Consider the following 22,004-nt stretch of genomic DNA (forward strand, 5'->3'; position numbering starts at 1 on the left):
CTTGGCCCATACCAGAACCAGAATGCAAGGAGACATCGATGACGTTCGCCTATTTCCTGCGGCGCGCGGCGCGCTACTGGGGCGACAACCCCGCCGTGCTGTACCGCGACCGCGTGCTGACCTTCCGCCAACTTGACGAGCGTTCGACCCGGCTGGCCAACGCGCTGCTGTCGCTGGGGCTGCGCCAGGGCGACCGGGTGGCGATTCAGGCACGCAACTGCCCGGAGGTGGTCGAGATCGAGTGCGCGCTCTACAAGGCGGGACTGGTGAAAGCCGCGCTGAACCCGCGCTTCACGGCGGCCGAAGCCTCGGACGTGGCCGAAAACTGCACCCCGCGCGTGCTGATCGCCGGGCCGGGCTACACCGGCTATTCGGCGGCGACGCCGGGCTTCGGCAGCGTCGAGCATTTCATCGCCATTGCCGGCGAGGCAGCCGGCTACAGCGCCTACGAAAGCCTGGTCGAGCAGGGCGCCGACACGCCCATCAACTACGTGCCGCAGCCCGACGACCTCGCCGTGCTCCATTTCTCGTCCGGTTCCACGGGCAAGATCAAGGCCGCGATGCAGAGTTATGGCAACCGGCTGGCGTCGATGCGCAAGCTGATCCTGACGATGGATCAGCCCGCGCGTCCCGGCGACCGCCTGGCGCTGATCGGCCCGATCACGCACGCCTCGGGCATGCTGATGCAGCCCTACCTGTTCCTCGGCGCCACGCTGGTGCTGTTCGAGAAGTTCGACACCGCCCGCTTCCTGGCCGATGTGGCACGGCTGCGCCTGACGCACGTCTTCATGGTGCCCGCGATGATCAACATGCTGCTGGCCGAGCCCGCGCTGGCCACGGCTGACCTGAGCAGCCTCAGGACGCTGGCCTACGGCGCCGCCCCGATGGCGCCGGCACGCATCCGCGAGGCGTGGCAGCGCATCGGTCCGATCCTGTCGCAAGGCTACGGAGCGAGCGAATCCACCTCGGGCGTGACGCGGCTTTCCACCGCCGACCACGCGAAGGCGCTGGCCGAGCGGCCCGAGCGGCTGGCGTCGTGCGGCCGCTCGATGGGCGAGACCGAGGTGCGCGTGGTCAACGAGCGCGGCGAGGAAGTCAGCGGCGACGAGATCGGCGAACTGGTGATCCGGGGCGCGGACGTGTTCCAGGGCTACTGGGGCGAGCCGGAGCTGACGCGCGAGGTGCTGGTCGACGGCTGGCTGCATACCGGCGACCTGGCCCGCGTGGACGCCGAGGGCTACATCTACCTGGTGGACCGCAAGAAGGACATGATCATCTCGGGCGGCTTCAACGTGTACCCGACCGAGGTGGAGGCCACGCTGTACCAGCACCCGGACGTGATGGAGGCGTGCGTGATCAGCGTGCCCGACGAAACCTGGGGCGAGACGGTCAAGGCCGTGGTGGCGCTGTGGCCGGGCCGGCAGGCCAGCGCGGCGGACCTGATCGGCCATTGCCGGGCGCGCATTGCCGACTACAAGTCGCCGCGCTCGGTGGATTTCGTGGCCGAACTGCCCAAGAACGCCAGCGGCAAGCTGGCCCGCAAGCTCGTGCGCGAGCAGTACTGGGTCGGCGAGAGCCGCCGCGTGAATTAAGGAAATTACGATGTTCGACCATCTGACCAACCCGGTACTGATCGAAACCCGGGCCGCCGTGCAGCGCTACATCGACGAGGAGCTGCGCCCGCTGGAACGCGAACTGGGCCTTGGCACCGAGGACGCGTGGCCACGCGAGGTGCTGCGCGGCGTCTGGGCCCGCTCCAGCGAACTGGGCCTCTACGCGGCCTGCCTGCCCGTGGAACTGGGCGGGCGCGGCCTCAATATCGCCGAGCAGTGCGCGCTCAAGGCCGATCTGGCCGCCAGCGGCGCCGCGCTGGCGCCCCATGTGCTCGGCGATCTGGGCGGCCCGCCGCGCGTGGGCAACATGCTCAAGTACGCCACGCCGGACCAGGTGGCGCGCTATTTCGAGCCGGTGATCCGGGGCCAGAAATCCACGTGCTTCGCGCTGACCGAGCCGCACTCGGGATCGGACGCGCAGAGCATTCGCACCAGCGCGGCGGTGGACGGTGACGAACTTGTCATCAACGGCACCAAGCACTACATCAGCGGCGCGCCGTTCGCGGATTTCGCCATCGTGATGTGCGTGACCGACGCCTCGACCACGCCGCCGGCTATCACGGCCGTACTGGTCGATCTGGACCTGCCGGGCGTGACGGTCAGCACCGAGTATGTGCCGATGTCGGGCCAGCATATCGACGCCGACATCCATTTCGAGAACGTGCGCGTGCCGCGCGCCAACATCTTCGGCGGCGAGGGCCGGGGCTTCAAGCTGGGCATGTCGCGTATCAACGTGAACCGGCTGCTGCATTGCCCGTCGATGCTGGGGCTGGCGATGCGCGCCTACGAGGCGTCGGTCGAGTACGCGGGCCAGCGCCGCCAGTTCGGCGGGTCGATTGCGCGCTTCCAGGCGATCCAGCATATGCTGGCCGACATGGCGGCGGCGCTCTGGGCCTGCGAGAGCATGATCGCGCAGACCGCCATGCTGGCCGACGCCGGCGCGGACCTGCGCATGAAGGCCGCCGCGTGCAAGCTGTTCGTCTCGGAGCGCTGCTTCGAGGTGGCCGACAAGGCCGTGCAGATCCACGGCAACCTCGGCGTCACGCGCGGGCATCCCGTGGAGCAGACCTGGCGCAAGCTGCGCATGTTCCGCATCTTCACTGGCACCAGCGAAATCCAGCGCAATACCATCGCCAAGGCGATCCTGGAGCCCGCCTCCGCCTGAGATTCACCCCCGGGCGACGCGGCAGCAGACCGCGCGCCAGCCTGAACAGGAGACCACACATGAACCGACGTCAGTGGCTTGCCACGACCGGCGCCGCCGCACTGGGCGCGCTCGTATCCCGCAGCGGCTTCGCTGCCGCCACCGCAGCCAACTACCCCTCGCGCCCGATCCGGCTGATCGTGCCGTTCATCGCCGGCACCGCGCCGGACACCGCCGCGCGCAGCCTGGCCGCCGAACTGGGGCCGATGCTGGGGCAGGCGGTGGTGGTGGAGAACATCGGCGGCGCGGGCGGCATCATCGGCGCCCGCGCGCTCAAGCGCGCCGAGCCCGATGGCTACACGCTGGGCATGCTGGCCAACCAGCACGTGATCAACGTCCACCTCTACCGCGACCCGCCGTACGACGCGGTGAAGGACTTCACGGCGATTTCCACCGTCTCGGGCGGCCCGGTGGTGCTGGCCGTGCCGGCCTCGTCGCCGTACAAGACCGCCCGCGACCTGATCGACGCGATGAAGAAGAAGCCCGGCGCGCTGAACTACGGCTCGGGCGGCAAGGGCTCGGTGGCCCATCTGGCCGTGGAAAGCCTGCTGCACCAGACCCAGACCGATGCCGTGCACATCCCCTACAAGGGCGCCAGCGAGATCGTGACCGCCATGATCAGCGGCCAGACCCAGTTCGGCATGCCGGTGCTGTCGACAGCCGCGCCGTTCCTGCGCAACGGGCAGTTGCGGCCGCTGGCGGTGTCGTCGGCGGCGCGTTCGATCTATTTCCCGGAGGTGCCGACGCTGGCCGAGGCGCTGCCGCCGGGCTTTGTGCTCGACAACTGGAGCGGCCTGTTCGCCCCGGCGGGTTTGCCAGCCGGGCTGACCAGGCGGCTGTTCGAGGCGGTCTCGACGCTACAGGCCAGCGGCAAGCTCGATGCGTCGGTCAAGGCCAATGCGGGGGAATTGCGGAAGAGTGAATCGCCGGCGCAGTTTTCTCAGATGGTGGCGGCTGAGAATGCGCGGTACGGGAAGCTGATCGGGGAGATCGGGATGCGGGGGGAGGCGGGGTAACGATTGGGCGGCTGGAAAGAAAAAACCCCCTAGGGAAAGGCTAGGGGGTTTTTTTACGACTGGGTGGTTACTGCTTAGCTGTTGCCCGTGCCCGGGGTGTCCGTGCCCGGGGTGCCCGTGCCCGGGGTGCTCGGAGCCGTTGCAATCGGGCAAGAAGCCGGTGCGTACGAATCCTTCCAGCCCGTCGAACCCGACGGCTTGGTCGTCACGCAGGTCCAGGTCCCCGAGTTGGCACGCGACCACGTGATCTTGGCGCCCACCACGGCAGGGCTGGCCGACTTGCCAGTACCGCCAATCGTGGACTCCCACTTGAACGCACCTGACGTCATGTCTTGGGCGGTCGGCAGCGTCGGGTCGTCATAGAGATTCGACTTGACGTAACCGAGGTCGGCGATAGCGGTGGGCTGCTGACCGCTATTGATGCGGTCTTCGAAAGCGGTCTTGTACGCGCCGAGTTCGCCCACTGCACGAGCCATCTGGGCGCGCGCGGTGTAATCCTGATATTGCGGAATCGCAATAGCAGCCAGGATACCGATGATCGCGACCACGATCATCAGTTCGATCAGCGTGAAACCCTTCTGGACCCGTTGGTGGATTCCCATCCGTGCTTTTTTCATGGAATTGACCCCTGTAATTTGTTGAGAACAGCGTGTTGCTGTCGGGGAGCTATAGAGCAACAGGTGTGCCAGCCCCCGAAACCGCCGGAAACCCGTCACCAAGGACTGAAATGTGAGATTTCTTGTCAGGTGTAACTCGATGTAACTGCCGGAATTTGTCACCCCACGTCCGGAGGGTAGGGCGCATGGTGCACAAATTGACGGTTTTTGTCAGCGAGAAGTGACCGGTAAATCGCCTTTATATCTGATGTTACCGAGGCTGAAAGACAATCACGGCCATGCCAGCGATGGCGATTGTGACACCTGTCACATCCCAGACCGAAGGGCGCACGCCATCGACCAGCCAGAGCCAGGCGATGGCCACCGCTATATAGATACCGCCGTAGGCGGCATAGACGCGACCCGAGGCGTCGGGATGCAGCGTCAGCAGCCACGCGAATACGGCCAGCGAGACGGCGCCCGGCAGCAGCAGCCACGGGCTGCCGTTCTGGCGCAGCCAGAGGTAGGGCAGGTAGCAGCCGAGGATTTCGGCCAGGGCGGTGAGGAAGTAGAGGGAGATGGTTTTCATTGATGCTGATGTCTGATGTTTTCGCGTCGGTTTTCTCCCCTCTCCCACTATGCGGAAGAGGGGGGCAAAACCCCCCGCAACGCCGCCACCATCCCCGCCACCATCTCATTCACCTCGGCCTCGCGCCGCCACATCACGCCCACCGACGGCAGATCCCAGCTCAGCGAGAACGGCAGCGTCGCCGCATCGCCAAGGTCGGCCAGTTCGGCGGCCACGGCGCGCGGGACGATCGTGATGGTGTCGGGCTGGCTGCGCAGCAGCGTGGCCATCGGCTTGATCGAATAGGTTTCGACGATCGGCAGCGGCGGGGCCACGCCGGCCACGGCGAACATCGTGTTGATGGTGCGGCGGACCGGGGTGTGGGGCGGGGGCAGGATCCAGTCGAGTTCGGCCAGCCGTTTCCAGTCGAGTCCGCCGCGCGCCAGCCGCGCCTGCGCCCGCGACGGTACCACGAGCACCGGTTCCTCGCGGTATAGCGGCTGCTGCACGATGTCCTCGCCGGCCTCGTAGAACGAGCGCGCGATCACGCAATCGAGTTCGTGGAGCCGCAGCGCGTTGACCAGTTCGTCGGTCGTGCCTTCCCGCACCAGCACGGCGATGCGGGGCGACTGGCCCAGCCCGTAGGCCAGCGCGGCGTCGAGCACGGCGCGGGCCGTGTACGGAATCACGCCGATGCGCAGCCGTCCGCGCCGGCCCGCCTCGATTACGCTCAGTTGCCGTCCCAGCGCATCGGCGTCGGCCAGCGTGGTGCGCGCATGGGCCAGCACGGCCACACCGGTGGCGGTGGGTTCCAGCCCGTTGCGGGTGCGCGTGAACAGCGGCGTCATGAAGATGTCCTCGATCTCGCGCAGCGCCTTGGTCACCGCCGGCTGGGACAGGTTCAGCTCGGCGGCCACGCGCGAGATCGAGCGCTGGCGTTCCAACGCCAGCAGCAGCGGCAAATGCCGCAGGCGCAAGCGCGACACGATTTGATGCAGCAGCTTGTCAGTGGCAATGGGCATGGCAGTGGGGAGGGGGCGAAGTCGTATAACCGAATGGTAATGCAACGATAAGTTTTTCGATCTCCGCAGTTATTCCGGCTGCCTATACTCGAATCACCATCAAATGCCTGCAAGAGGAGTCATTTACCCATGTTCACGACACGCCCGGAGATCGTCGGTACGTTTGGCGTTGCCGCCTCCACGCACTGGCTGGCCACGCAGACCGCGATGGGCGTGCTCGAACGGGGCGGCAACGCTTTCGACGCCGCCGTGGCGGCCGGTTTCGTGCTGCAGGTGGTGGAACCGCACCTGAACGGCCCCGGCGGCGAGGTGCCGATCCTGCTCTGGAGCGAGCGGGACCGCGCCATGCGTTCCGTCTGCGGACAGGGTCCCGCCCCGGCGCTGGCCGATCCCGAAGCCCTGCGCGCGCAGGGCCTGGAAATGATGCCCGGCATCGGCCTGATGCCGGCCACGGTGCCCGGCGCGTTCGGCGCGTGGATGACGATGCTGCGCGACCACGGCACATGGTCGGTGGCCGATGTGCTGGCGCCGGCCATCGGCTACGCGCGCGACGGCTTTCCGCTGGTGCCGCGCATCTCGCAGGCCATCCTGGCCGTGCAGGCGCTGTTCCGCGACGAGTGGCACAGCTCCGCGCGCACCTGGCTGCCCGATGGCAAGGTGCCGCGCCCCGGCGCCATGCACACGCTGCCGGTGCTGGCCGATACCTACACGCGCATCGTCGAGACGGCCCAGGCGCAGAGCGACACCCGTACCGGCCAGATCGATGCCGCGCTGGACTGCTGGTATCGCGGCTTCGTGGCCGAAGCCATCGACGCCTATTGCACCGACACCCCCGTGCGCGACACCACGGGCGACAAGCACACGGGCCTGCTGCGCTACGACGACCTGGCCGGCTGGCAGCCCACCGTGGAAGCGCCCGTAACGCTCGATTTTGGCCGATATACGATGGCCAAGTGCGACATCTGGAGCCAGGGGCCGGTATTCCTGCAGCAGCTTGGCATGCTTCGCCACGCGGGGATCGACGCCCACGCGCCCACCTCGCCCGAGTTCGTCCACAAGATCGCCGAGGCCGCCAAGCTGGCCATGGCCGACCGCGCCGCCTGGTACGGCGATCCGCGGTTCGAGGCCAGCCGCCTGGGCGCGCTGCTGAACCCGCACTACCTGGCCGCGCGCGCCGCGCTGATCGGCGAGCGCGCGTCGGCGGTGCTGCAACCGGGCACGCTCGACGGCCGCGCGCCCCGCATGCCTGACCTCGCCGTGGCCGAGCGCACGCTGGCCGTGGCCGATACGCGCTTCGGCATTGGCGAGCCCACGTTCGCCGCGCTGCCGCCGGTGGCCGAGTGGGCCGAGCGCGAGATCTTCGTGGGCGATACCTGCCACATCGACGTGATCGACCGCCACGGCAACATGGTGGCGGCCACGCCGTCGGGCGGCTGGCTGTCGTCGAGCCCGACGATCCCGGCGCTGGGTTTCGCGCTGAACACCCGCCTGCAGATGACGTGGCTCGAACCGGGCCTGCCCAATTCGCTGGCACCGGGCAAGCGCCCGTGCACCACGCTGTCGCCGTCGCTGTGCCTGCGCGACGGCGAGCCGTACATGGCGTTCGGCACGCCCGGCGGCGACCAGCAGGACCAGTGGCAGCTGGCGTTCTTCATGCGCCACGCGGTGCACGGCATGAACCTGCAGGAGGCCATCGACGCGCCGGCCTGGCACGTGGACCACTTCCCGCAATCGTTCTGGCCGCGCCAGACCACGCTGAACCGGCTGACCGTGGAGGGCCGCATGCCGGCCCGCACGCTCGACGCGCTGCGCGCGCGCGGGCACGAAGTTCGCGTGGGAGAAGACTGGTCCGAGGGCCGCATGTCGGCCTGCACGCGCGAGCGCGACGCCCGCGGCCGGCTGGTGCTGCGCGCCGGCGCCAACGCGCGGGGCATGCAGGGCTACGCCGTCGGACGCTGAGCGGCGCGGAAATCACATACTACAAACGCTGAAGACAGAAGGGGAGTTGCATCATGAGGTCCGTATTGAAGGCTCTGTTGTGCGGTGCCGCCGCACTGACCACGTCGTTCGCCAGCCTCGCCGGGGCAGCCGACGCCTATCCCGCCAAGCCCATCACGCTGATCGTGTCGTGGGCCGCCGGCGGCTCCACCGACATCCTCGCGCGCGTGCTGTCCGAGCACCTGACCAGATCGCTGGGCCAGCCGGTCATCGTGGACAACAAGCCGGGCGCCTCGGGCAACATCGGCTCGGCCATGGTGGCCCGCGCGCAGCCGGACGGCTACACGCTGCTGGTGGGCTCGATGAGCACGCACGCGATGAACCCGGCGCTGATGGCCAACATGCCGTTCAAGGGCGTGGACGACTTCACGCCGCTGGGCCTGCTGGCCTACGTGACCAACACGATGGTCGTGAACCCGTCGGTGCCGGCCAACAACGTCAAGGAACTGATCGCCTACGCCAAGGCCAACCCCGGCAAGCTGGCCTACGCCAGCGCCGGCCCGGGCTCCACCAACCATCTGAGCGCCGTGCTGTTCGAGAAGATGGCCGGCGTGCAGATGCTGCACGTGCCCTACAAGGGCGGCGCCCCGGCCGTGGTGGACACCGTGGCGGGCCAGACGCAACTGCTGTTCTCGGCCGGCACGCAGACGCTGCCGCACGTGAAGGCCGGCAAGCTCAAGCTGCTGGCGGTCACCGAGGCCAGGCGCTCGCCGCTGCTCAAGGACGTGCCGACCGTGGGCGAGACGATTCCCGGCTATGAACTGGCGGTCTGGTACGGCGCCTTCGGCCCGAAGAACATGCCGGCGCCGCTGGTGGCCAAGCTCAACACCGAGATCAACCGCGTGATGACGCTGCCCGAGGTCAAGGCCAAGATGGACGCCATCGGCGTGGAAACGGCCACCTCGACGCCGCAGGAGTTCGGAAAGATCCTGCGCCGCGACAGCGAGCGCTACGGCAAGCTGATCAAGGAACTGGGCATCCAGGGCGAATGATGGCGAGCGTCGACACGCTGGGCCACTGGCAGAACCACCTCAACGCGCTGTTCGACCGCCTGCGCGACGCAGCCACCCCGCGTGCCGTGATGGACGCGGTGGGGCAGGCCACGCTCGACCTTGCCGGGCCGGGGCTGCTGACGATCAACGCCTGGCACGCCCGCAGCGGCGAGATCGAGCGGCTCTGGTCGTCGGACCCGGCCGCGTATCCGGTGGGCGGCAAGAAGCTCAAGGGCGACACGGCGTGGACGCGCCAGTTGCTGGTGCGCGGCGAGGTGTTCGTTGGCGAGGGAGACGAGGCGCTGGCCGCCGTTTTCGACGACATCGCCGTCATCCGCGGGCTGGGGCTGAACGGCGTGGTCAACGTGCCGCTGTGCCACGGCGGACGCGTGATCGGCACGTTCAACTACCTCGCGGCCGTGGATACCTGGACGGCGGAGGAAATCACGGTGCTGCGGGTGCTGGGGCAGATGGTGGCGGGGGCGGTGGCTGAACGCATAGCACGTGGCGTCGCCCTCAATCCGACGTACTCGCACTCCAGAACGCCTGGCTGACCACACTCGTTCCACCCAAGCGCGCCACGATCTTGTCGAGCACGTCCCCGTCCACCGACGTCGCGGCCAGCACGGCTTCGATTTCCACGTCCTGCTCGCCGAACGCGCGTACTTCCAGATCCCCGGTCGGATACTGCGCCGCCTCCAGCGCTTCCTCCAGCAGCCGCATCGCCGTTTTCTGATAATCGCGCGACGTGATCACATGCACGGTGTGCGTGACCTCGACGGCCGTTGTGTCCAGCGGCTGGCGGTTGATGCGGTCCACCACGGGGCGCAGCAGCGTATTGGCGGCCAGCACGAACAGCGCGCCGATGGCCGCCTCGGCGATCAGGTCCGACCCGGCGCAGGCGCCCACGGCGGCCGATCCCCACAGCGTGGCGGCCGTGTTGAGCCCGCGCACATTGCCTTCCTCGCGCATGATCACGCCGGCACCCAGGAAGCCGATGCCGGAAACCACGTAGGCCACCACGCGCACCGCACCCTCGGCGCCGGCCAGGTGGTTGGCCATGTCGACGAAGATCGCCGCGCCCACGGCCACCAGCACGTTGGTGCGCAACCCGGCGGTGCGCTGGCGGTACTGGCGCTCGAAGCCGATGATGCCGCCGAGAATGAACGCGGCGGCCAGGCTGATCGCGGTGTCGAGCAGCGACATCGGGTCGATGTGCTGCAGGGCTTGGAGGGACATGGGCGGTATCCGGTCGGGCCAGAAAATGGCGCGATTGTGGCACAGCCGCATGTCATCTGGACAGCCCGCCCTGCTCAGCCCCAGCTGCCCGTGGCCAGCGCCTGCGGCGACGCCCCGCCGGGGATGAAATCCCAGCGCAGCGGCAGCGCGCGGTCGCGCCGCACGATGGTTTCGGGCATGAAGCGCCACAGTAGCTGAGCGCGCTCGAACCGGGCGATTTCTGGCGAATCGGTGATGACCTCGGTGCGGCCCGTCATCTGCAGCAGGTCTCCGGTGGGGTAGTTCACGAACACGAGTCCGGCCACGGGGTTGACCATCAGGTTGCCGAGCGTGTTGTAGAACGTGTTGCCCGGAAAATCGGGAATCGTCAGCCCGCCGTCCGCATCCACGCGCACGAAGCCCGGCTTGCCGCCCCGGTGCGAGACGTCCACCTGCCGCTCGCCGCTCGCCAGATCCGCGTACGACGCCACGAAGAACGAGTCCGAAGCGCCGATCAGCTTGCGGGCACGCTCGTCGAGCACGCTCATGACCTGCGGCGCCACGTCGGTGGGGGTGGCTGGGTCGCGTACCAGCGCGAAGTCGCGCTTCTGGATGTACTGCGGGCAGTTGCCGAAGCTCTGCCCCACGGCCACGCGGAAGCGGGCGGCGCCGGTACGCGCGACCGTGCCATTCATGCGGTTGCGCCGGCGCGTGGCCGGCTCGATGCCGAGCAGGCCGATGGCGTTGCCGTCTTCGAGCCCGGCCTCGGCCGGATCGGCGGGGTCGCGGATCACGGCGAGGTCGAGCGCACGCGGATCGGGCGAATCCATGAAGCCGGGCGCGCCGGCGCGCACCGTGGCCCACGGGCGGCCATCGGGCGCCACGGCGCCGATCACGATCGACGGCAGTTGTTTGAAGAAATCACGATGCTGCTCGGGCATGAAATCGCGCACCACGCGCGGGCCCACTTCGGCCAGGCGCGCCTCCATGCCCGCATGGGCCTGCAACAGGCGTTCACCGGCGTGCCACGGCGTGCCGGGCTGGCGTTCCACTTGCGACGACTGGACGGGGGACATGGCGCTCTCCTGGGCGGACGGGGCGGATGGGAATCAGGCGGCGAGGCCGACCGGGGTCTGCTGGAACGGCACGAAGCCGGGCAGCGCCTCCACGCGGGCCAGCCACTGGCGCACGTTGGCGAATGGGGCCAGGTCGACGTAGCCTTCGGGCGCACGCGCGGTGTAGCTGTAGAGCGCCACGTCGGCAATGGTCGGGTGATCGGCGGCGATCCACGGGCTGGCGGCCAGTGCGTCGTCCATGCGCTGCAGTACCACCTGGGCGCGGGCGATGGCGGCGTCGGCATCGACCGGCGCCTTGAAGACCGTCTTGAGCCGCGCCGTGGCCGGGCCGAAGGCGATGTCGCCCGCCGCCACCGACAGCCAGCGCTGCACTGCCGCCGCTCCGGCCGGGGTTTCGGGCAGCCAGTCGGTCCGGCCCAGCTTCCGGGCCAGATAGACGAGGATGGCATTCGAATCGCTGACGATCTGGTTGCCGTCGACCAGCACCGGCACCTGTCCGAACGGATTGAGCTTCAGGAATTCGGGAGCCTTGTGGGCGCGGGCCGCCAGATCGACATCGATGATGTCGGCGGGCTGGCCCAGCAGGCCCAGGAACAGGCGGGCGCGGTGGGCGTGTCCGGAGAGGGGGTGGCCGTAGAGCTGCATGGTCGGGGCGTCCTGTCGATTGTTGCGGCTTCCGGGTTGGATGCCGCGTTCGGAACGACTATAGACGCGCCGCCGGGCGGGAAAAATGGCCGGGACGACAAGGGATTCTTCCTGGATTCGGGAGAATCGGCGAAACCCGGAGGTTCAGGCGGAAGGGTTCAGCGCGGCATTGGCCCGCAGGGTATCGACGGCGAGGTCGATGAAGGCCCGCACCCTGTGCATCGCATGGCGGCCTTCGCGGTGGATCACGTGGATCGGCAGCGGTGGCTGTTCGAAATCTTCGAGCACTACCTGCAGCCGGCCGTCGCGCAGTTCGTCGGCCACCTGGTACGACAGCACGCCCGCCAGGCCCAAGCCGGCCACGGCGGCGGCAATCGCCGAATCGTTGGTCGTGGTGGTCATCCGTGGATGCAGCCGTACGGCAAACGGGTCGCCGTTGTGCTGAAAGCGCCACTCGGGGACCGTCGACGCGCCGGTCGCCTGGATCACCGTATGGTCGGCCAGCCGCTCGGGCGCGGCAGGCGCGCCGTGGCGCGCCAGATAGGACGGCGCCGCGCAGACCACGCGCCGTACCTGCCCGACCTGAATCGCCTGCAGCGACGAATTCGGCAACGGCCCGATCCGCACGCCCACGTCGATCCCCTCGTCGATGAAATTGACCACGCGGTCGATGAGCAGGCAATCGACGTCGACCTCGGGGTAGCGCAGCAGGTATTCCACCACCAGCGGCGTCACGTAGCGGCGCCCGAACAGCACCGAAGCCGTGATCGAGAGCCGTCCGCGTGGCGCCTCGTGGGCGCCGGCCGCCGCCAGCTCGGCATCGTCGATGTCGCCCAGGATGCGGCGGCAGTTCTCGTAATAGGCCACGCCGGTGGCGGTGGGCCGCACCACGCGCGTGGTGCGCGTGAGCAGCCGCACGCCCAGGTGCGCTTCGAGTTCGGTCACGACCCGGCTGACCACGCTCAGCGACATGTCAAGCTGGCGCGCGGCCGGCGTGAAGCCGCCGCTGTCCACGACAGCCACGAAGGTCTTCATTGCCTGGAGCCGGTCCATGGTGCGCCGTCAGGGGGTGGGGCGCGCCGGGTCGTCGGCACCGTTCAGGTCCCAGCAGGCGATGAACAGCGCCGCCACCAGCGGCCCGATCACGAACCCGTTGAGCCCGAACAGCGCCATGCCGCCCAGCGTGGAGATCAGCACCACGTAGTCGGGCATCTGGGTGTCCTTGCCAACCAGGATCGGGCGCAGCACGTTGTCGACCATGCCGATCACCAGCACGCCGAAGCCGATCAGCACGCAACCCTTGAGCACCTCGCCCACCAGCAGGAAATAGACCGCCACCGGCAGCCAGATCAGCCCCGCGCCCACGGCCGGCAGCAGCGACAGGAACCCCATCACCACGGCCCACAGCAGCGCGCCCTGGATGCCGAGCACGGCAAAGATGCCGCCGCCCAGCGCGCCCTGCACCACCGCCACCACGATGTTGCCCTTGACCGTGGCGCGTACCACGGTGGTGAACTTCTGGAACAGGTGGATCTTGTGCGCGGGGCTCAGCGGCACGGCCTGCCGCATGCGCCGGGCCAACTGGGTGCCGTCGCGCAGCAGGAAGAACAGCAGGTAGAGCATGATGCCGAAGCTGATCATGAACTGAGCGGTGTTCTGGCCGATGCTGAGCGCCCGCGTGGCCACCATCTGGCTGGTCTGCAGCGCGCTGGCGCTGAGCTTGTCCTTGACATCGGAGAGGCTGGCCAGGTCGGCGCGGGCCAGGATGTCGCGCACCACCGGGGGCAGCGCGTCGGCGGCCGACTGGAAGTAGTGGCCGAAGTTGATCTGCCCGGACCGGATGCTGTCGTAGAGGTTTACGCCCTCCTGGATCAGCGACATCGTGATGAAGGTCATCGGCAGGATCACCAGTACCAGCACCAGCAGCAGGGTCAGCAGCGCCGCCAGGTTGCTCCGGCCGCGCAGCCGGTTCACCAGCCGCCGCTGCAGCGGCGCGAAGATGATGGCCAGCACCGCGCCCCAGAAGACCGCCCCGTAGAACGGCAGCAGGATCCAGATGAACGCCACGGTGACCAGCGCCAGCAACAGCAGGAAGAACTTGTGATGCAGACCGGGAGTATCGGTCATGGGGATCCTTGGTGGGTCGAGCCAGGCGCCATTCTACGATGGCGGGTCAGGCGCTTCTGTCTGGCGCCCGCCTACATGACGCAGACATATGCGCAGACCGTGCCTGTCTGGACATCCGGGGCGTTTGCGCGCTCAACGACGTAGTCGTTTGCCTAGGGCAAGCAGTTTCGTCGCACCGGGGCAACAGTTCGTTTCGGTCCGTGAAAATTGTCGGCGCGCGGCGGCTTTCGTGGCCCATCCGGGAACAATTATCATTTACATTCATGGCCTTTCATGTCGTAAAAGTTACAAGGGAAGAGACCATGGATTCGAGCCGCCGCGGCCAGCAGCCTGCCGTACCCCAAACCACGTTGTGCGCCACGGCCGTTGCCGTGGCGGTCCTGTGCATGGCGCCGCCGGGCGCACTTGCCCAGACCGACGCCGCCGGGGAGGGCACCACCGAGAAGATGCTCGAAACGGTCTCGGTCACCGGCAACTGGCTCGGTACCGGCCTGCAGAACAGCGTCAAGACGTTCGCGGGCGCGCGGACCATCGTGGACGAGAAGCAGATCGAGCAGAGCGGCGCCACCAACATCGGCGACGTGATGCGCCGCATCCCGGGCGTGCAGTCCACCGACAACTCCGGCACGGCCGGCAGTTCGATCTCGCTGAACATCGGCGTGCGCGGCCTGACCGGGCGCTACACGCCGCGCTCGACGGTGCTGCTCGACGGCATTCCGCTGGCGGTGGCGCCCTACGGCCAGCCCCAGCTCTCGTTTGCGCCGGTCAGCCTTGGCAACATCGAGACGATCGACGTGGTGCGCAGCGGCGGCGCCGTGCGCTACGGCCCGCAGAACGTGGGCGGCATCATCAACTTCACGACCAAGCCGATCCCGGCCGGCCCCGGCATCACCGGCGACGCCTCGGTGCGCGAGAACATCTATACCGAGGGCGGCGGCAAGAACACCCAGTACGACGCCTTCGTGGGCACCACGCTGGAAAGCGGCCTGGGCCTGGCGCTGCTGTACTCGGGCATGACCGGCCGCGACTGGCGCAAGGGCAGCGACGACGACGTGCACGACCTGGCCGTGAAGTTCGCCTACGACATCACGCCGACGCAGCAGGTCTACGGCAAGCTGTCGTACTTCGACGTCAAGTCGAAGACGCCGGGCGGCCTGACCGTGGCCCAGTACAACGCCGATCCGTTCCAGAACACGCGTCCGAACGACTACTGGAGCGGCAACCGCTACGGCTTCGACCTCGGCTACATCAACACGATCTCGGCCAACCAGGAGTTCGAGATCCGCACGTTCTTCAACGACAGCTACCGCCAGAGCACGCTGCAGCAGACCGCCACGACGGCGATCTTCCAGCCGCGCAACTACACCACGTTCGGCATCGAGCCGCGCTTCACGCAGCGCGTGGCGCTGGGGCCGACCACGCACGACATCACGGTGGGCTACCGCTACATCCGCGAGCGCGGCGACGACAATTCGATCAATATCAATACGGTGACCGGCGTGCGCGGCGCGCCGTCGAGCTTCGACAACGCCACCGACGCCCACGCCGTCTACATCGACGACCGCATCGCCTACGGCAAGTGGCGCATCGTGCCCGGGGTACGTTTCGAGCACATCAGCACCACGCGCCAGCAGGTCAATTCGCCGACCCAGTGGGACAGCGTAAACAACAAGGCGCTGCCGTCGCTCAATGTCTCCTACCTGGTCAACAGCGCCTGGACCGTCTTCGCGGACTACAGCACGTCGTTCGGCCCGGTGCAGAACATCCAGCTGAACTCGCAGACGCCCGGCAACCCGCTGCAGCCCGAAGTGGCCAAGACGTTCGAAGTGGGCACGCGCTGGACCGACAGCCGCATCAAGGCCGAGCTGACCGCGTTCAAGATCAAGTTCGACAACCAGATCCTGCAGGTGCCGGGCCTGGTGCCGGCCACGTTCCGGAACATCGGCGCCACCGACCACGACGGCGTGGAATCGGCCATCGACTACACGTTCGACCGCGCCAGCCTGCTGGGCGGCCTGAACCTGTACGCCAACTACACGTACACGCGCGCCATCCAGAAATCGGGCACCACGGCCGGATTAGACGTTCCCTTCTATTCGCGCAACACCGACACGCTGGGCGCCCGCTACGACTGGCGCAACTGGACGTTCAACGTGTCAACCACGCACCAGAGCTCGCAGTATTCGGACACCGCCAACACGGTCGCCGAGTCGGCCAGCGCCAACGTGGGCAAGATCCCGGGGTTCCGCACCTGGAACCTGCAGGCGATGTTCAAGGTGCCGCAATGGAAGCGCACCGACATCACGATCGGCCTGAACAACGTGTTCGACAAGCGCTACTACACCCGCAACGTCGATGGCAATGCAGGCCGCATGGTCGGTGCGCCGCGCATGGTGTACATCCAGGCACGCGCTGGCTTCTGACGGCGTCGGGGGGGCGGGCCTTCACTCGTCGGTGGGGGCCTGGTTCCGGCTGCGCGCGTGGGAATCCTCGATGATGGTGTCCCACATGGCCAGCAGCCTGACGGCGCAGGGGTAGAGGCGGATCGCGGCGGGCGTGGGCAGCATCTGATTGGATTCGCGGATGAACAGGACCACGCCGAGGCGCTCCTCTATGCGGCGCGTGGCGTAGAGGATGCAGGCCGCGCGGATGCCGCTGTGGCGCTCCGCCGCAATGGCGGAGCGGAACTGCATCAACAGGATGAAGCGGCGCAGATGCCCCGTGTTCACGTGGCGGATCGGCGGGTTGTGATGCTGGAAGTCTTCAGGGGGGCGGACTGGAAGGGCGACGGTGTAGCGCTCGCGTTCCGGTGCTGGGGTGCTGCCCGGCGGGTCCGGCTTGCGAGGCGGGTGAGTGGACCACATAAGACTCGGAAGTAAGGCTTGGGAAGCGCGCATTGTCGGACTATTCACCCAATGGGCGTTTGCGCTCGCGCAAGGCGGTACCAAGCACGCTTATGCGAGTTTTCGAGGTCACGCGAAGATTTCGTCACTTGCCGCGTGCTGCGGCGAGGTTCGCGGCGATGCGCGCGGCGGTCTGAGAATCGGCTGGCAGCAGCCGTTGCAGATGCTCCCAGTGGGCCACCGCTTCGGCGGTATCGCCGCGCTGCGCGGCGGCGCTGGCCGCCAGCGCCAGGCCCTTGGGATCATCGGGGTCCGCGGCCAGCGCGGCCCGGATCTGCGTCAGCGCCTGGCCCTGCAGCGAGCCGTCGTTGACGCTGGCGAGCACGTCGGCATAGTCCGAGCGTAGCGACGCGACGCCCGGGGCCAGCGCCACGGCCTTGCCATACGCGGCGGCCGCATCGTCGAACCGTTCCATCACCGCGTAGGACCGCGCCAGCATGGCCCAGCCCTGCGCATCGTCCGGATTTGCCTGAAGCCGCCGCGCCAGCCCGTCCACCATCGATTCGATCTGACCGATTGTCGGAGTATGGGCATCGCCGGACAGGCTGTGCGCGTCGTCGCCCTGTATCACCGCGGCCGGGTTGCCGAGATGGAGGTAGAGCAGGGCGGCGGCAGGGGGCAGGACGACGGAGAGGGTAGCGGTGGTCCAGCGGGAGCCGGTTTGCTGCCCTCTCCCGCATGCGGGAGAGGGGTTGGGGGAGCGAACCGTGGGTGCGGCAAGCGGAAGCGGCGAGCGAACCGAACGCCGCCCTCTTGCCCACCGCCGCCACAACCACGCCACCACCCCCGCCAGCAATCCGAACGGTCCCAGCCACAGCAGCCATGTCGACGCCTGGAAAGGCGGGTCGTACAGCACGAACTCGCCGTAGCGCTGCACCATGAAGTCCTTGATCGTCTGGTCGCTGGCGCCCTGGGTCAGCTGCGCGCGGATCTGGGCGCGCAGGTCGATGGCCAGTTCGGCGTTGGAATCGGCCAGTGTCTGGTTCTGGCAGACCACGCAGCGCAGTTGCTGCGCCAGCGCGTGCACGCGCGCGTCGAGATCGGCGTCGGACGGGGCGGCGTGGGCCGCGTGGGCCGATACCGCCACGGCCAGCCCCAGCGCGGCAAGCAGGCTACGCATGGCTGCCCTCCTGCTCCAGCTGGCGCAGCAGCGGCTTGATCTGCCGTTCGAGGGACTCGGGCGTGACCGGGCCCACCTGGCGGAAGCGCACCACGCCCTGCCGGTCGATGATGTAGGTCTCGGGCACGCCGTAGACGCCGAAATCGATGCCCACGCGGCCGTCGGCATCCACCAGCGAGTGCACGTAGGGATCGCCCATCTGCCGCAGCCAGCCACGGGCGGCCGGTTCGGTGTCCTTGTAGTTCAGGCCGTAGAGCGGCACCGTGGACTGCCCGGCGAATTCCACCAGCAGCGGATGCTCGCTGCGGCACGCGGCGCACCACGACGCCCAGACGTTCAGGATCCACACCTTGCCGCGCAGGTCGGCGGCGCTGACCATGGGCGGCGCCGAGGGCGGGGCGTCGAGCACCGGCAGCGCGAACTGCGGTGCCGGGCGCCCGACCAGTGCCGAGGGCAACTGGCGCGGATCGTGGCGCAGGCCGGCGCCGAGCGCCAGCACGATGGCGACAAAGACAGCGAGTGGCAGCAGGAAGCGGGTCATGGGCGCCCATCCTCGCGGCGCGGCAACGCCAGCGGCGGCACCGATGCCACGGCAACCGGGTCCGGCTGGCGCACCCGGTACTGGCGGTAGCGGCGATCGCACGCGGCCATCAGCCCGCCCAGGGCCATCAGGCCGCAGCCGGCCCAGATCCACTTCACGAACGGCTTCACATAGATGCGCACCGCCCAGACCCGCTCGCCGGCGGCCTCGCCGATGGCCACGTAGAGATCCCGCGCGAAGCCGGTGTCGATGGCGGCCTCGGTGGTCGGCATGTCCTGGCTGCGGTAGATGCGCCGCTCGGTGCCGAGCGTGGTGACCGGCTGGCCGTGGCGCGTGACCGAAATCACCCCGCGCAGCGCCTCGTAGTTGGGGCCCGTGACCGGCACCACGCCGTCGAAGCGGAACACGTAGCCCTCCACCGTGACCGAGTCGCCGGGACGCATCGCCAGTTCGCGCATGGTTTCCTGGCTGTTGACCATCGTCACGCCGACGATGAACACGCCCACGCCCGCGTGGGCCAGCAGCATGCCGCCGTAGCTGGCCGGCAGCTGGCGCAGCGCGGCGCGCCAGCCATCGCGGTGCTTCAGCTTGCCGGCCAGGCTGACCGCCGCGCTGAGCAGGACCCACGCGGCCAGCGTCAGGCCAATGCCGGTCAGTGCCGAGGGGTGGCGCAGCACCAGCAGCAGCCCCAGCCCCACGGCCACGCTGGCCACGGCGGCCCAGCGCAGGCGCCGCGCCATCGGCGGGAACTCGCCCCGGCGCCAGCGCGCCAGCGGCGCGGCGCCCATCAGCAGCACGGCCGGGGCCATCAGTGGCGCGAACACCTGCTCGAAATACGCCGGCCCCACCGAGACCTTGCCAAGCCCCAGCACGTCGAGCAGCAGCGGGTAGAGCGTGCCCAGCAGCACGGCGGCGGCGGCCACGGCCAGCAGCACGTTGTTGGCCAGCAGGAAGGTCTCGCGCGAGGCCAGCGTGAAATCGGCGCGGCGCGTCAGTTGCGGGGCGCGCCACGCGAAGATCGCCAGCGCCAGCCCCGTGACCAGCGCCAGCAGCGTCAGGATGAACACGCCGCGCTTCGGGTCCACGGCGAACGCGTGTACCGAGGTCAGGACGCCCGAACGAACCAGGAACGTGCCGAGCAGGCTCAGCGAGAACGTGAAGATGGCCAGCAGCGCCGTCCAGGCGCGGAACGCGCCGCGTTTCTCGGTCACGGCCAGCGAGTGGATCAGCGCCGTGCCAGCCAGCCAGGGCATGAACGACGCATTCTCGACGGGGTCCCAGAACCACCAGCCGCCCCAGCCCAGCTCGTAGTAGGCCCACATGCTGCCCAGCGCGATGCCCACGGTCAGGAACAGCCACGCCAGCAGCGTCCACGGCCGCGACCAGCGCGCCCAGGCCGCGTCGAGCCGGCCTTCGAGCAGCGCGGCCAGCGCGAACGCGAACGCCACGGCAAAGCCCACGTAGCCCATGTAGAGGAAGGGCGGGTGGAACACCATGCCGGGGTCCTGCAGCAGCGGATTGAGGTCGCGCCCCTCCATGGCACGGGGCAGCAGGCGGAGGAACGGGTTCGATGACAGCAGCAGGAACAGCAGCAGCCCGCTGGAAATCGCGCCCATCACGCCGAGCACGCGCGCCACGAACGGCAGCGGCAGCGGGCGGCTGAACAGCGCTACCGCGCACGACCAGCCGGCCAGCATCAGTGTCCAGAGCAGCATCGAGCCCTCGTGCCCGCCCCAGACCGCCGCGACGCGGTAGGCCAGCGGCAGCGCGCTGTTCGAGTTGCCGGCCACGTAGCGCACGCTGAAATCGTTGCCGACGAAGGCCAGGGTCAGCGCCAGGTAGGCGGCCAGCACCAGCAGCCATTGCAGCACGGCGGTGCGCCGCGCCAGCGCCATCCACGGCACGAAGCCGCGCGCCGCGCCGGCCAGCGGCAACGCGGCCTGCACCAGCGAGGCCAGCAGCGCGCAGATCAGGGCGAAATGGCCGAGTTCGACGATCATCGCCGCACCCCGGCGCTTCCGGCGCTTCCGGCGCCGTCGTTGGCCGCGCGCTTGAGCGCCTCGGCCGCCTCGGGCGGCATGTAGTTCTCGTCGTGCTTGGCCAGCACCTCGCTGGCCACGAACGTGCCGCCGGCGTCCAGGGCGCCGCGCGCCACCACGCCCTTGCCTTCGCGGAACAGGTCGGGCAGCAGGCCGCGATAGACCACGGGCACCGTGTGTCGGGTATCGGTCACCACGAAATGGATCGTCAGCGATTCGCCCTCGCGCCGGATCGAGCCGGGCTCGACCAGCCCCCCTAGCCGGAACGCGCGGGCCACCGGCGCCTCGCGCGCGGCAATCTGGCTCGGGCTGAAGAAGAACACCAGGTTCGACCGGAACGCGTTGAGCACCAAAGCCAGCGCCACGCCGCCGCAGGCCAGTGCGGCAAGCAGCAGCGAGAGCCGGCGCTGGCGCGGCGTCATTGCGGATCGTCCGGCAGGGCGCGCCGGCGCCGGCGCGCCAGCAACGCGAGTTCGAGCACGATCGCCAGGCAGGCCATGCCGAAGGCGCCGGCGAGGTAGGCCGCGTGCCCGCTCATGGCATGGCCTCCCGCGCGGGCGCGCCAATCTCTCCCCGCTCGCGCAGCAGGCAGCGCACGCGCACCAGCGCCACGGCGATCGTGTACATCCAGCAGGCCAGCGCCATGGCCAGCATGCCGGCCAGCATCGTGGCGGCCATGGTGGGGGCGGCGGTCAGGCTGACCGATGCGCCCTGGTGCAGCGTGTTCCACCACTGCACCGAGAAATAGATGATCGGGATGTTGGCCACGCCCACCAGCGCCAGCACGGCGCAGGCGCGCTCGGCGCGGCGCGGCTCTTCGATGGCGGAGGCCAGCGCGATATAGCCCAGGTAGAGGAACAGCAGGATCAGCTCGGACGTAAGCCGCGCGTCCCAGACCCAATACGTGCCCCAGGTGGGTTTGCCCCAGAGCGCACCGGTCCACAGTGCCAGGAACGTGAACATGGCGCCGGTCGGGGCCAGTGCCTGGGCCATCAGCGAGGACACCCGCGTGCGCAGCACCAGCGCCAGCGCGCTGTAGCCGGCCATCAGCACGTAGATGAACATCGACATCCAGGCGGCGGGCACGTGGATGAAGATGATGCGGTAGACCTCGCCCTGCTGGGCGTCGGTGGGCGCCACCGCGAAGCCGAGCCACAGGCCGATGGCGAGCCACGCCAGCGCCAGCGCAAAGAACCACGGCGCCAGCCGGCCTGCCAGCGGGTAGAAGGCGGCGGGGGAGGCCAGCCGGGTCCAGCGCAGGCGCGGCGCGGGCCGGTTGCGGGAGGGCGCGTCAGGCAGCGGGAGGTTGCGGTGCATCGCCATGTT

At 68.7% G+C, this 22,004-nt stretch carries 22 protein-coding genes; 7 read left to right on the top strand and 15 right to left on the bottom strand.

Going from position 1 to position 22,004, the window contains the following annotated elements:
• Positions 1-38 precede the first annotated feature (38 nt).
• From EV147_RS18090 to EV147_RS18100, 3 genes are read left to right on the top strand one after another with little or no spacing between them, the layout of a single operon-like run.
• Complete coding sequence (locus EV147_RS18090; RefSeq protein WP_130392616.1) at positions 39-1,592, top strand: acyl-CoA synthetase; 1,554 nt, start codon at positions 39-41, stop codon at positions 1,590-1,592.
• Between the two features lie 10 nt (positions 1,593-1,602).
• Positions 1,603-2,778: an acyl-CoA dehydrogenase family protein gene (locus EV147_RS18095; RefSeq protein WP_130392617.1), complete on the top strand. Its 1,176-nt coding sequence runs from the start codon at positions 1,603-1,605 to the stop codon at positions 2,776-2,778.
• Positions 2,779-2,837: 59 nt separating this feature from the next.
• A complete protein-coding gene (locus EV147_RS18100) occupies positions 2,838-3,833 on the top strand; it encodes a tripartite tricarboxylate transporter substrate-binding protein (RefSeq protein WP_130392618.1) in 996 nt (331 codons plus the stop codon).
• A 74-nt stretch (positions 3,834-3,907) separates the two neighbouring features.
• Here the strand turns inward: EV147_RS18100 and EV147_RS18105 are convergent, their stop codons facing one another.
• The 3 genes from EV147_RS18105 to EV147_RS18115 all read right to left on the bottom strand — a co-directional run bounded on the left by EV147_RS18105 (position 3,908) and on the right by EV147_RS18115 (position 6,019).
• Positions 3,908-4,435, bottom strand: a complete 528-nt coding sequence (locus EV147_RS18105) for a pilin (protein WP_130392619.1) — start codon at positions 4,433-4,435, stop codon at positions 3,908-3,910.
• Between the two features lie 265 nt (positions 4,436-4,700).
• Positions 4,701-5,018 (bottom strand): YnfA family protein, encoded by a 318-nt coding sequence (locus EV147_RS18110; RefSeq protein WP_130392620.1) that lies wholly within the window; start codon positions 5,016-5,018, stop codon positions 4,701-4,703.
• Positions 5,019-5,065: 47 nt separating this feature from the next.
• Positions 5,066-6,019 (bottom strand): LysR family transcriptional regulator, encoded by a 954-nt coding sequence (locus tag EV147_RS18115; protein ID WP_130392621.1) that lies wholly within the window; start codon positions 6,017-6,019, stop codon positions 5,066-5,068.
• Positions 6,020-6,148: 129 nt separating this feature from the next.
• Between EV147_RS18115 and EV147_RS18120 the strand changes: the two genes are divergently transcribed.
• The 3 genes from EV147_RS18120 to EV147_RS18130 are packed head-to-tail and all read left to right on the top strand — an operon-like array spanning position 6,149 to position 9,563.
• Positions 6,149-7,978, top strand: a complete 1,830-nt coding sequence (locus tag EV147_RS18120; RefSeq protein WP_130392622.1) for a gamma-glutamyltransferase family protein — start codon at positions 6,149-6,151, stop codon at positions 7,976-7,978.
• A 53-nt stretch (positions 7,979-8,031) separates the two neighbouring features.
• Complete coding sequence (locus EV147_RS18125) at positions 8,032-9,009, top strand: Bug family tripartite tricarboxylate transporter substrate binding protein (RefSeq protein WP_130392623.1); 978 nt, start codon at positions 8,032-8,034, stop codon at positions 9,007-9,009.
• Complete coding sequence (locus EV147_RS18130) at positions 9,006-9,563, top strand: GAF domain-containing protein (protein ID WP_130392624.1); 558 nt, start codon at positions 9,006-9,008, stop codon at positions 9,561-9,563. Before EV147_RS18125 ends, EV147_RS18130 begins: the two co-directional genes overlap by 4 nt.
• Here EV147_RS18130 and EV147_RS18135 read toward each other — a convergent pair.
• The 5 genes from EV147_RS18135 to EV147_RS18155 form a co-directional block, all read right to left on the bottom strand.
• Positions 9,526-10,248, bottom strand: a complete 723-nt coding sequence (locus EV147_RS18135; protein ID WP_130392625.1) for an MgtC/SapB family protein — start codon at positions 10,246-10,248, stop codon at positions 9,526-9,528. The genes EV147_RS18130 and EV147_RS18135 overlap by 38 nt on opposite strands.
• Before the next feature lie 74 nt (positions 10,249-10,322).
• Complete coding sequence (locus EV147_RS18140) at positions 10,323-11,303, bottom strand: pyridoxamine 5'-phosphate oxidase family protein (RefSeq protein WP_130392626.1); 981 nt, start codon at positions 11,301-11,303, stop codon at positions 10,323-10,325.
• A gap of 33 nt (positions 11,304-11,336) precedes the next feature.
• The gene (locus tag EV147_RS18145; RefSeq protein WP_130392627.1) at positions 11,337-11,948 is read right to left on the bottom strand and encodes a glutathione S-transferase family protein; all 612 of its coding nucleotides are present in this window, start codon (positions 11,946-11,948) and stop codon (positions 11,337-11,339) included.
• A gap of 144 nt (positions 11,949-12,092) precedes the next feature.
• Positions 12,093-13,001, bottom strand: a complete 909-nt coding sequence (locus EV147_RS18150; protein ID WP_130392628.1) for a LysR family transcriptional regulator — start codon at positions 12,999-13,001, stop codon at positions 12,093-12,095.
• 9 nt (positions 13,002-13,010) lie between these two features.
• On the bottom strand, positions 13,011-14,075 hold the full coding sequence (locus EV147_RS18155; protein ID WP_130392629.1) for an AI-2E family transporter: 1,065 nt from the start codon (positions 14,073-14,075) through the stop codon (positions 13,011-13,013).
• 302 nt (positions 14,076-14,377) lie between these two features.
• On the opposite strand from EV147_RS18155, the gene EV147_RS18160 reads away from it, so the two are divergent.
• The gene (locus EV147_RS18160; protein WP_130392630.1) at positions 14,378-16,498 is read left to right on the top strand and encodes a TonB-dependent receptor family protein; all 2,121 of its coding nucleotides are present in this window, start codon (positions 14,378-14,380) and stop codon (positions 16,496-16,498) included.
• A gap of 21 nt (positions 16,499-16,519) precedes the next feature.
• Here the strand turns inward: EV147_RS18160 and EV147_RS18165 are convergent, their stop codons facing one another.
• The 7 genes from EV147_RS18165 to EV147_RS18195 all read right to left on the bottom strand — a co-directional run bounded on the left by EV147_RS18165 (position 16,520) and on the right by EV147_RS18195 (position 21,995).
• A complete protein-coding gene (locus tag EV147_RS18165; RefSeq protein WP_130392631.1) occupies positions 16,520-16,939 on the bottom strand; it encodes a LysR family transcriptional regulator in 420 nt (139 codons plus the stop codon).
• A 124-nt stretch (positions 16,940-17,063) separates the two neighbouring features.
• Positions 17,064-18,098 (bottom strand): cytochrome c-type biogenesis protein CcmH, encoded by a 1,035-nt coding sequence (locus tag EV147_RS18170; RefSeq protein WP_130392632.1) that lies wholly within the window; start codon positions 18,096-18,098, stop codon positions 17,064-17,066.
• Entirely contained in the window at positions 18,091-18,639 is a 549-nt protein-coding gene (locus EV147_RS18175; RefSeq protein WP_130392633.1) for a DsbE family thiol:disulfide interchange protein, read from the bottom strand. The genes EV147_RS18170 and EV147_RS18175 overlap by 8 nt, the downstream gene beginning before the upstream one ends.
• Positions 18,636-20,639 carry a heme lyase CcmF/NrfE family subunit gene (locus tag EV147_RS18180; RefSeq protein WP_130392634.1) on the bottom strand — a complete coding sequence of 668 codons (2,004 nt, stop codon included), beginning with the start codon at positions 20,637-20,639 and terminating at the stop codon, positions 18,636-18,638. Before EV147_RS18180 ends, EV147_RS18175 begins: the two co-directional genes overlap by 4 nt.
• Positions 20,636-21,100: a cytochrome c maturation protein CcmE gene (gene ccmE / locus EV147_RS18185; protein WP_130392635.1), complete on the bottom strand. Its 465-nt coding sequence runs from the start codon at positions 21,098-21,100 to the stop codon at positions 20,636-20,638. The genes EV147_RS18180 and ccmE overlap by 4 nt, the downstream gene beginning before the upstream one ends.
• Positions 21,097-21,216: a heme exporter protein CcmD gene (ccmD, locus tag EV147_RS18190; RefSeq protein ID WP_130392636.1), complete on the bottom strand. Its 120-nt coding sequence runs from the start codon at positions 21,214-21,216 to the stop codon at positions 21,097-21,099. The genes ccmE and ccmD overlap by 4 nt, the downstream gene beginning before the upstream one ends.
• Complete coding sequence (locus EV147_RS18195; protein WP_130392637.1) at positions 21,213-21,995, bottom strand: heme ABC transporter permease; 783 nt, start codon at positions 21,993-21,995, stop codon at positions 21,213-21,215. Before EV147_RS18195 ends, ccmD begins: the two co-directional genes overlap by 4 nt.
• Positions 21,996-22,004 lie beyond the last annotated feature (9 nt).

Source organism: Cupriavidus agavae (genome assembly GCF_004217045.1).
Lineage (GTDB): Bacteria > Pseudomonadota > Gammaproteobacteria > Burkholderiales > Burkholderiaceae > Cupriavidus > Cupriavidus agavae.

What these genes read in the sequence shown, in the direction of transcription:
- EV147_RS18090 (WP_130392616.1), top strand. Translation starts at nt 39, where the DNA reads ATGACGTTCGCCTATTTCCTGCGGCGCGCGGCGCGCTACTGGGGCGAC.
- EV147_RS18095 (WP_130392617.1), top strand. Translation starts at nt 1,603, where the DNA reads ATGTTCGACCATCTGACCAACCCGGTACTGATCGAAACCCGGGCCGCC.
- EV147_RS18100 (WP_130392618.1), top strand. Translation starts at nt 2,838, where the DNA reads ATGAACCGACGTCAGTGGCTTGCCACGACCGGCGCCGCCGCACTGGGC.
- EV147_RS18105 (WP_130392619.1), bottom strand. Translation starts at nt 4,435, where the DNA reads ATGGGAATCCACCAACGGGTCCAGAAGGGTTTCACGCTGATCGAACTG.
- EV147_RS18110 (WP_130392620.1), bottom strand. Translation starts at nt 5,018, where the DNA reads ATGAAAACCATCTCCCTCTACTTCCTCACCGCCCTGGCCGAAATCCTC.
- EV147_RS18115 (WP_130392621.1), bottom strand. Translation starts at nt 6,019, where the DNA reads ATGCCCATTGCCACTGACAAGCTGCTGCATCAAATCGTGTCGCGCTTG.
- EV147_RS18120 (WP_130392622.1), top strand. Translation starts at nt 6,149, where the DNA reads ATGTTCACGACACGCCCGGAGATCGTCGGTACGTTTGGCGTTGCCGCC.
- EV147_RS18125 (WP_130392623.1), top strand. Translation starts at nt 8,032, where the DNA reads ATGAGGTCCGTATTGAAGGCTCTGTTGTGCGGTGCCGCCGCACTGACC.
- EV147_RS18130 (WP_130392624.1), top strand. Translation starts at nt 9,006, where the DNA reads ATGATGGCGAGCGTCGACACGCTGGGCCACTGGCAGAACCACCTCAAC.
- EV147_RS18135 (WP_130392625.1), bottom strand. Translation starts at nt 10,248, where the DNA reads ATGTCCCTCCAAGCCCTGCAGCACATCGACCCGATGTCGCTGCTCGAC.
- EV147_RS18140 (WP_130392626.1), bottom strand. Translation starts at nt 11,303, where the DNA reads ATGTCCCCCGTCCAGTCGTCGCAAGTGGAACGCCAGCCCGGCACGCCG.
- EV147_RS18145 (WP_130392627.1), bottom strand. Translation starts at nt 11,948, where the DNA reads ATGCAGCTCTACGGCCACCCCCTCTCCGGACACGCCCACCGCGCCCGC.
- EV147_RS18150 (WP_130392628.1), bottom strand. Translation starts at nt 13,001, where the DNA reads ATGGACCGGCTCCAGGCAATGAAGACCTTCGTGGCTGTCGTGGACAGC.
- EV147_RS18155 (WP_130392629.1), bottom strand. Translation starts at nt 14,075, where the DNA reads ATGACCGATACTCCCGGTCTGCATCACAAGTTCTTCCTGCTGTTGCTG.
- EV147_RS18160 (WP_130392630.1), top strand. Translation starts at nt 14,378, where the DNA reads ATGGATTCGAGCCGCCGCGGCCAGCAGCCTGCCGTACCCCAAACCACG.
- EV147_RS18165 (WP_130392631.1), bottom strand. Translation starts at nt 16,939, where the DNA reads ATGTGGTCCACTCACCCGCCTCGCAAGCCGGACCCGCCGGGCAGCACC.
- EV147_RS18170 (WP_130392632.1), bottom strand. Translation starts at nt 18,098, where the DNA reads ATGCGTAGCCTGCTTGCCGCGCTGGGGCTGGCCGTGGCGGTATCGGCC.
- EV147_RS18175 (WP_130392633.1), bottom strand. Translation starts at nt 18,639, where the DNA reads ATGACCCGCTTCCTGCTGCCACTCGCTGTCTTTGTCGCCATCGTGCTG.
- EV147_RS18180 (WP_130392634.1), bottom strand. Translation starts at nt 20,639, where the DNA reads ATGATCGTCGAACTCGGCCATTTCGCCCTGATCTGCGCGCTGCTGGCC.
- ccmE (WP_130392635.1), bottom strand. Translation starts at nt 21,100, where the DNA reads ATGACGCCGCGCCAGCGCCGGCTCTCGCTGCTGCTTGCCGCACTGGCC.
- ccmD (WP_130392636.1), bottom strand. Translation starts at nt 21,216, where the DNA reads ATGAGCGGGCACGCGGCCTACCTCGCCGGCGCCTTCGGCATGGCCTGC.
- EV147_RS18195 (WP_130392637.1), bottom strand. Translation starts at nt 21,995, where the DNA reads ATGCACCGCAACCTCCCGCTGCCTGACGCGCCCTCCCGCAACCGGCCC.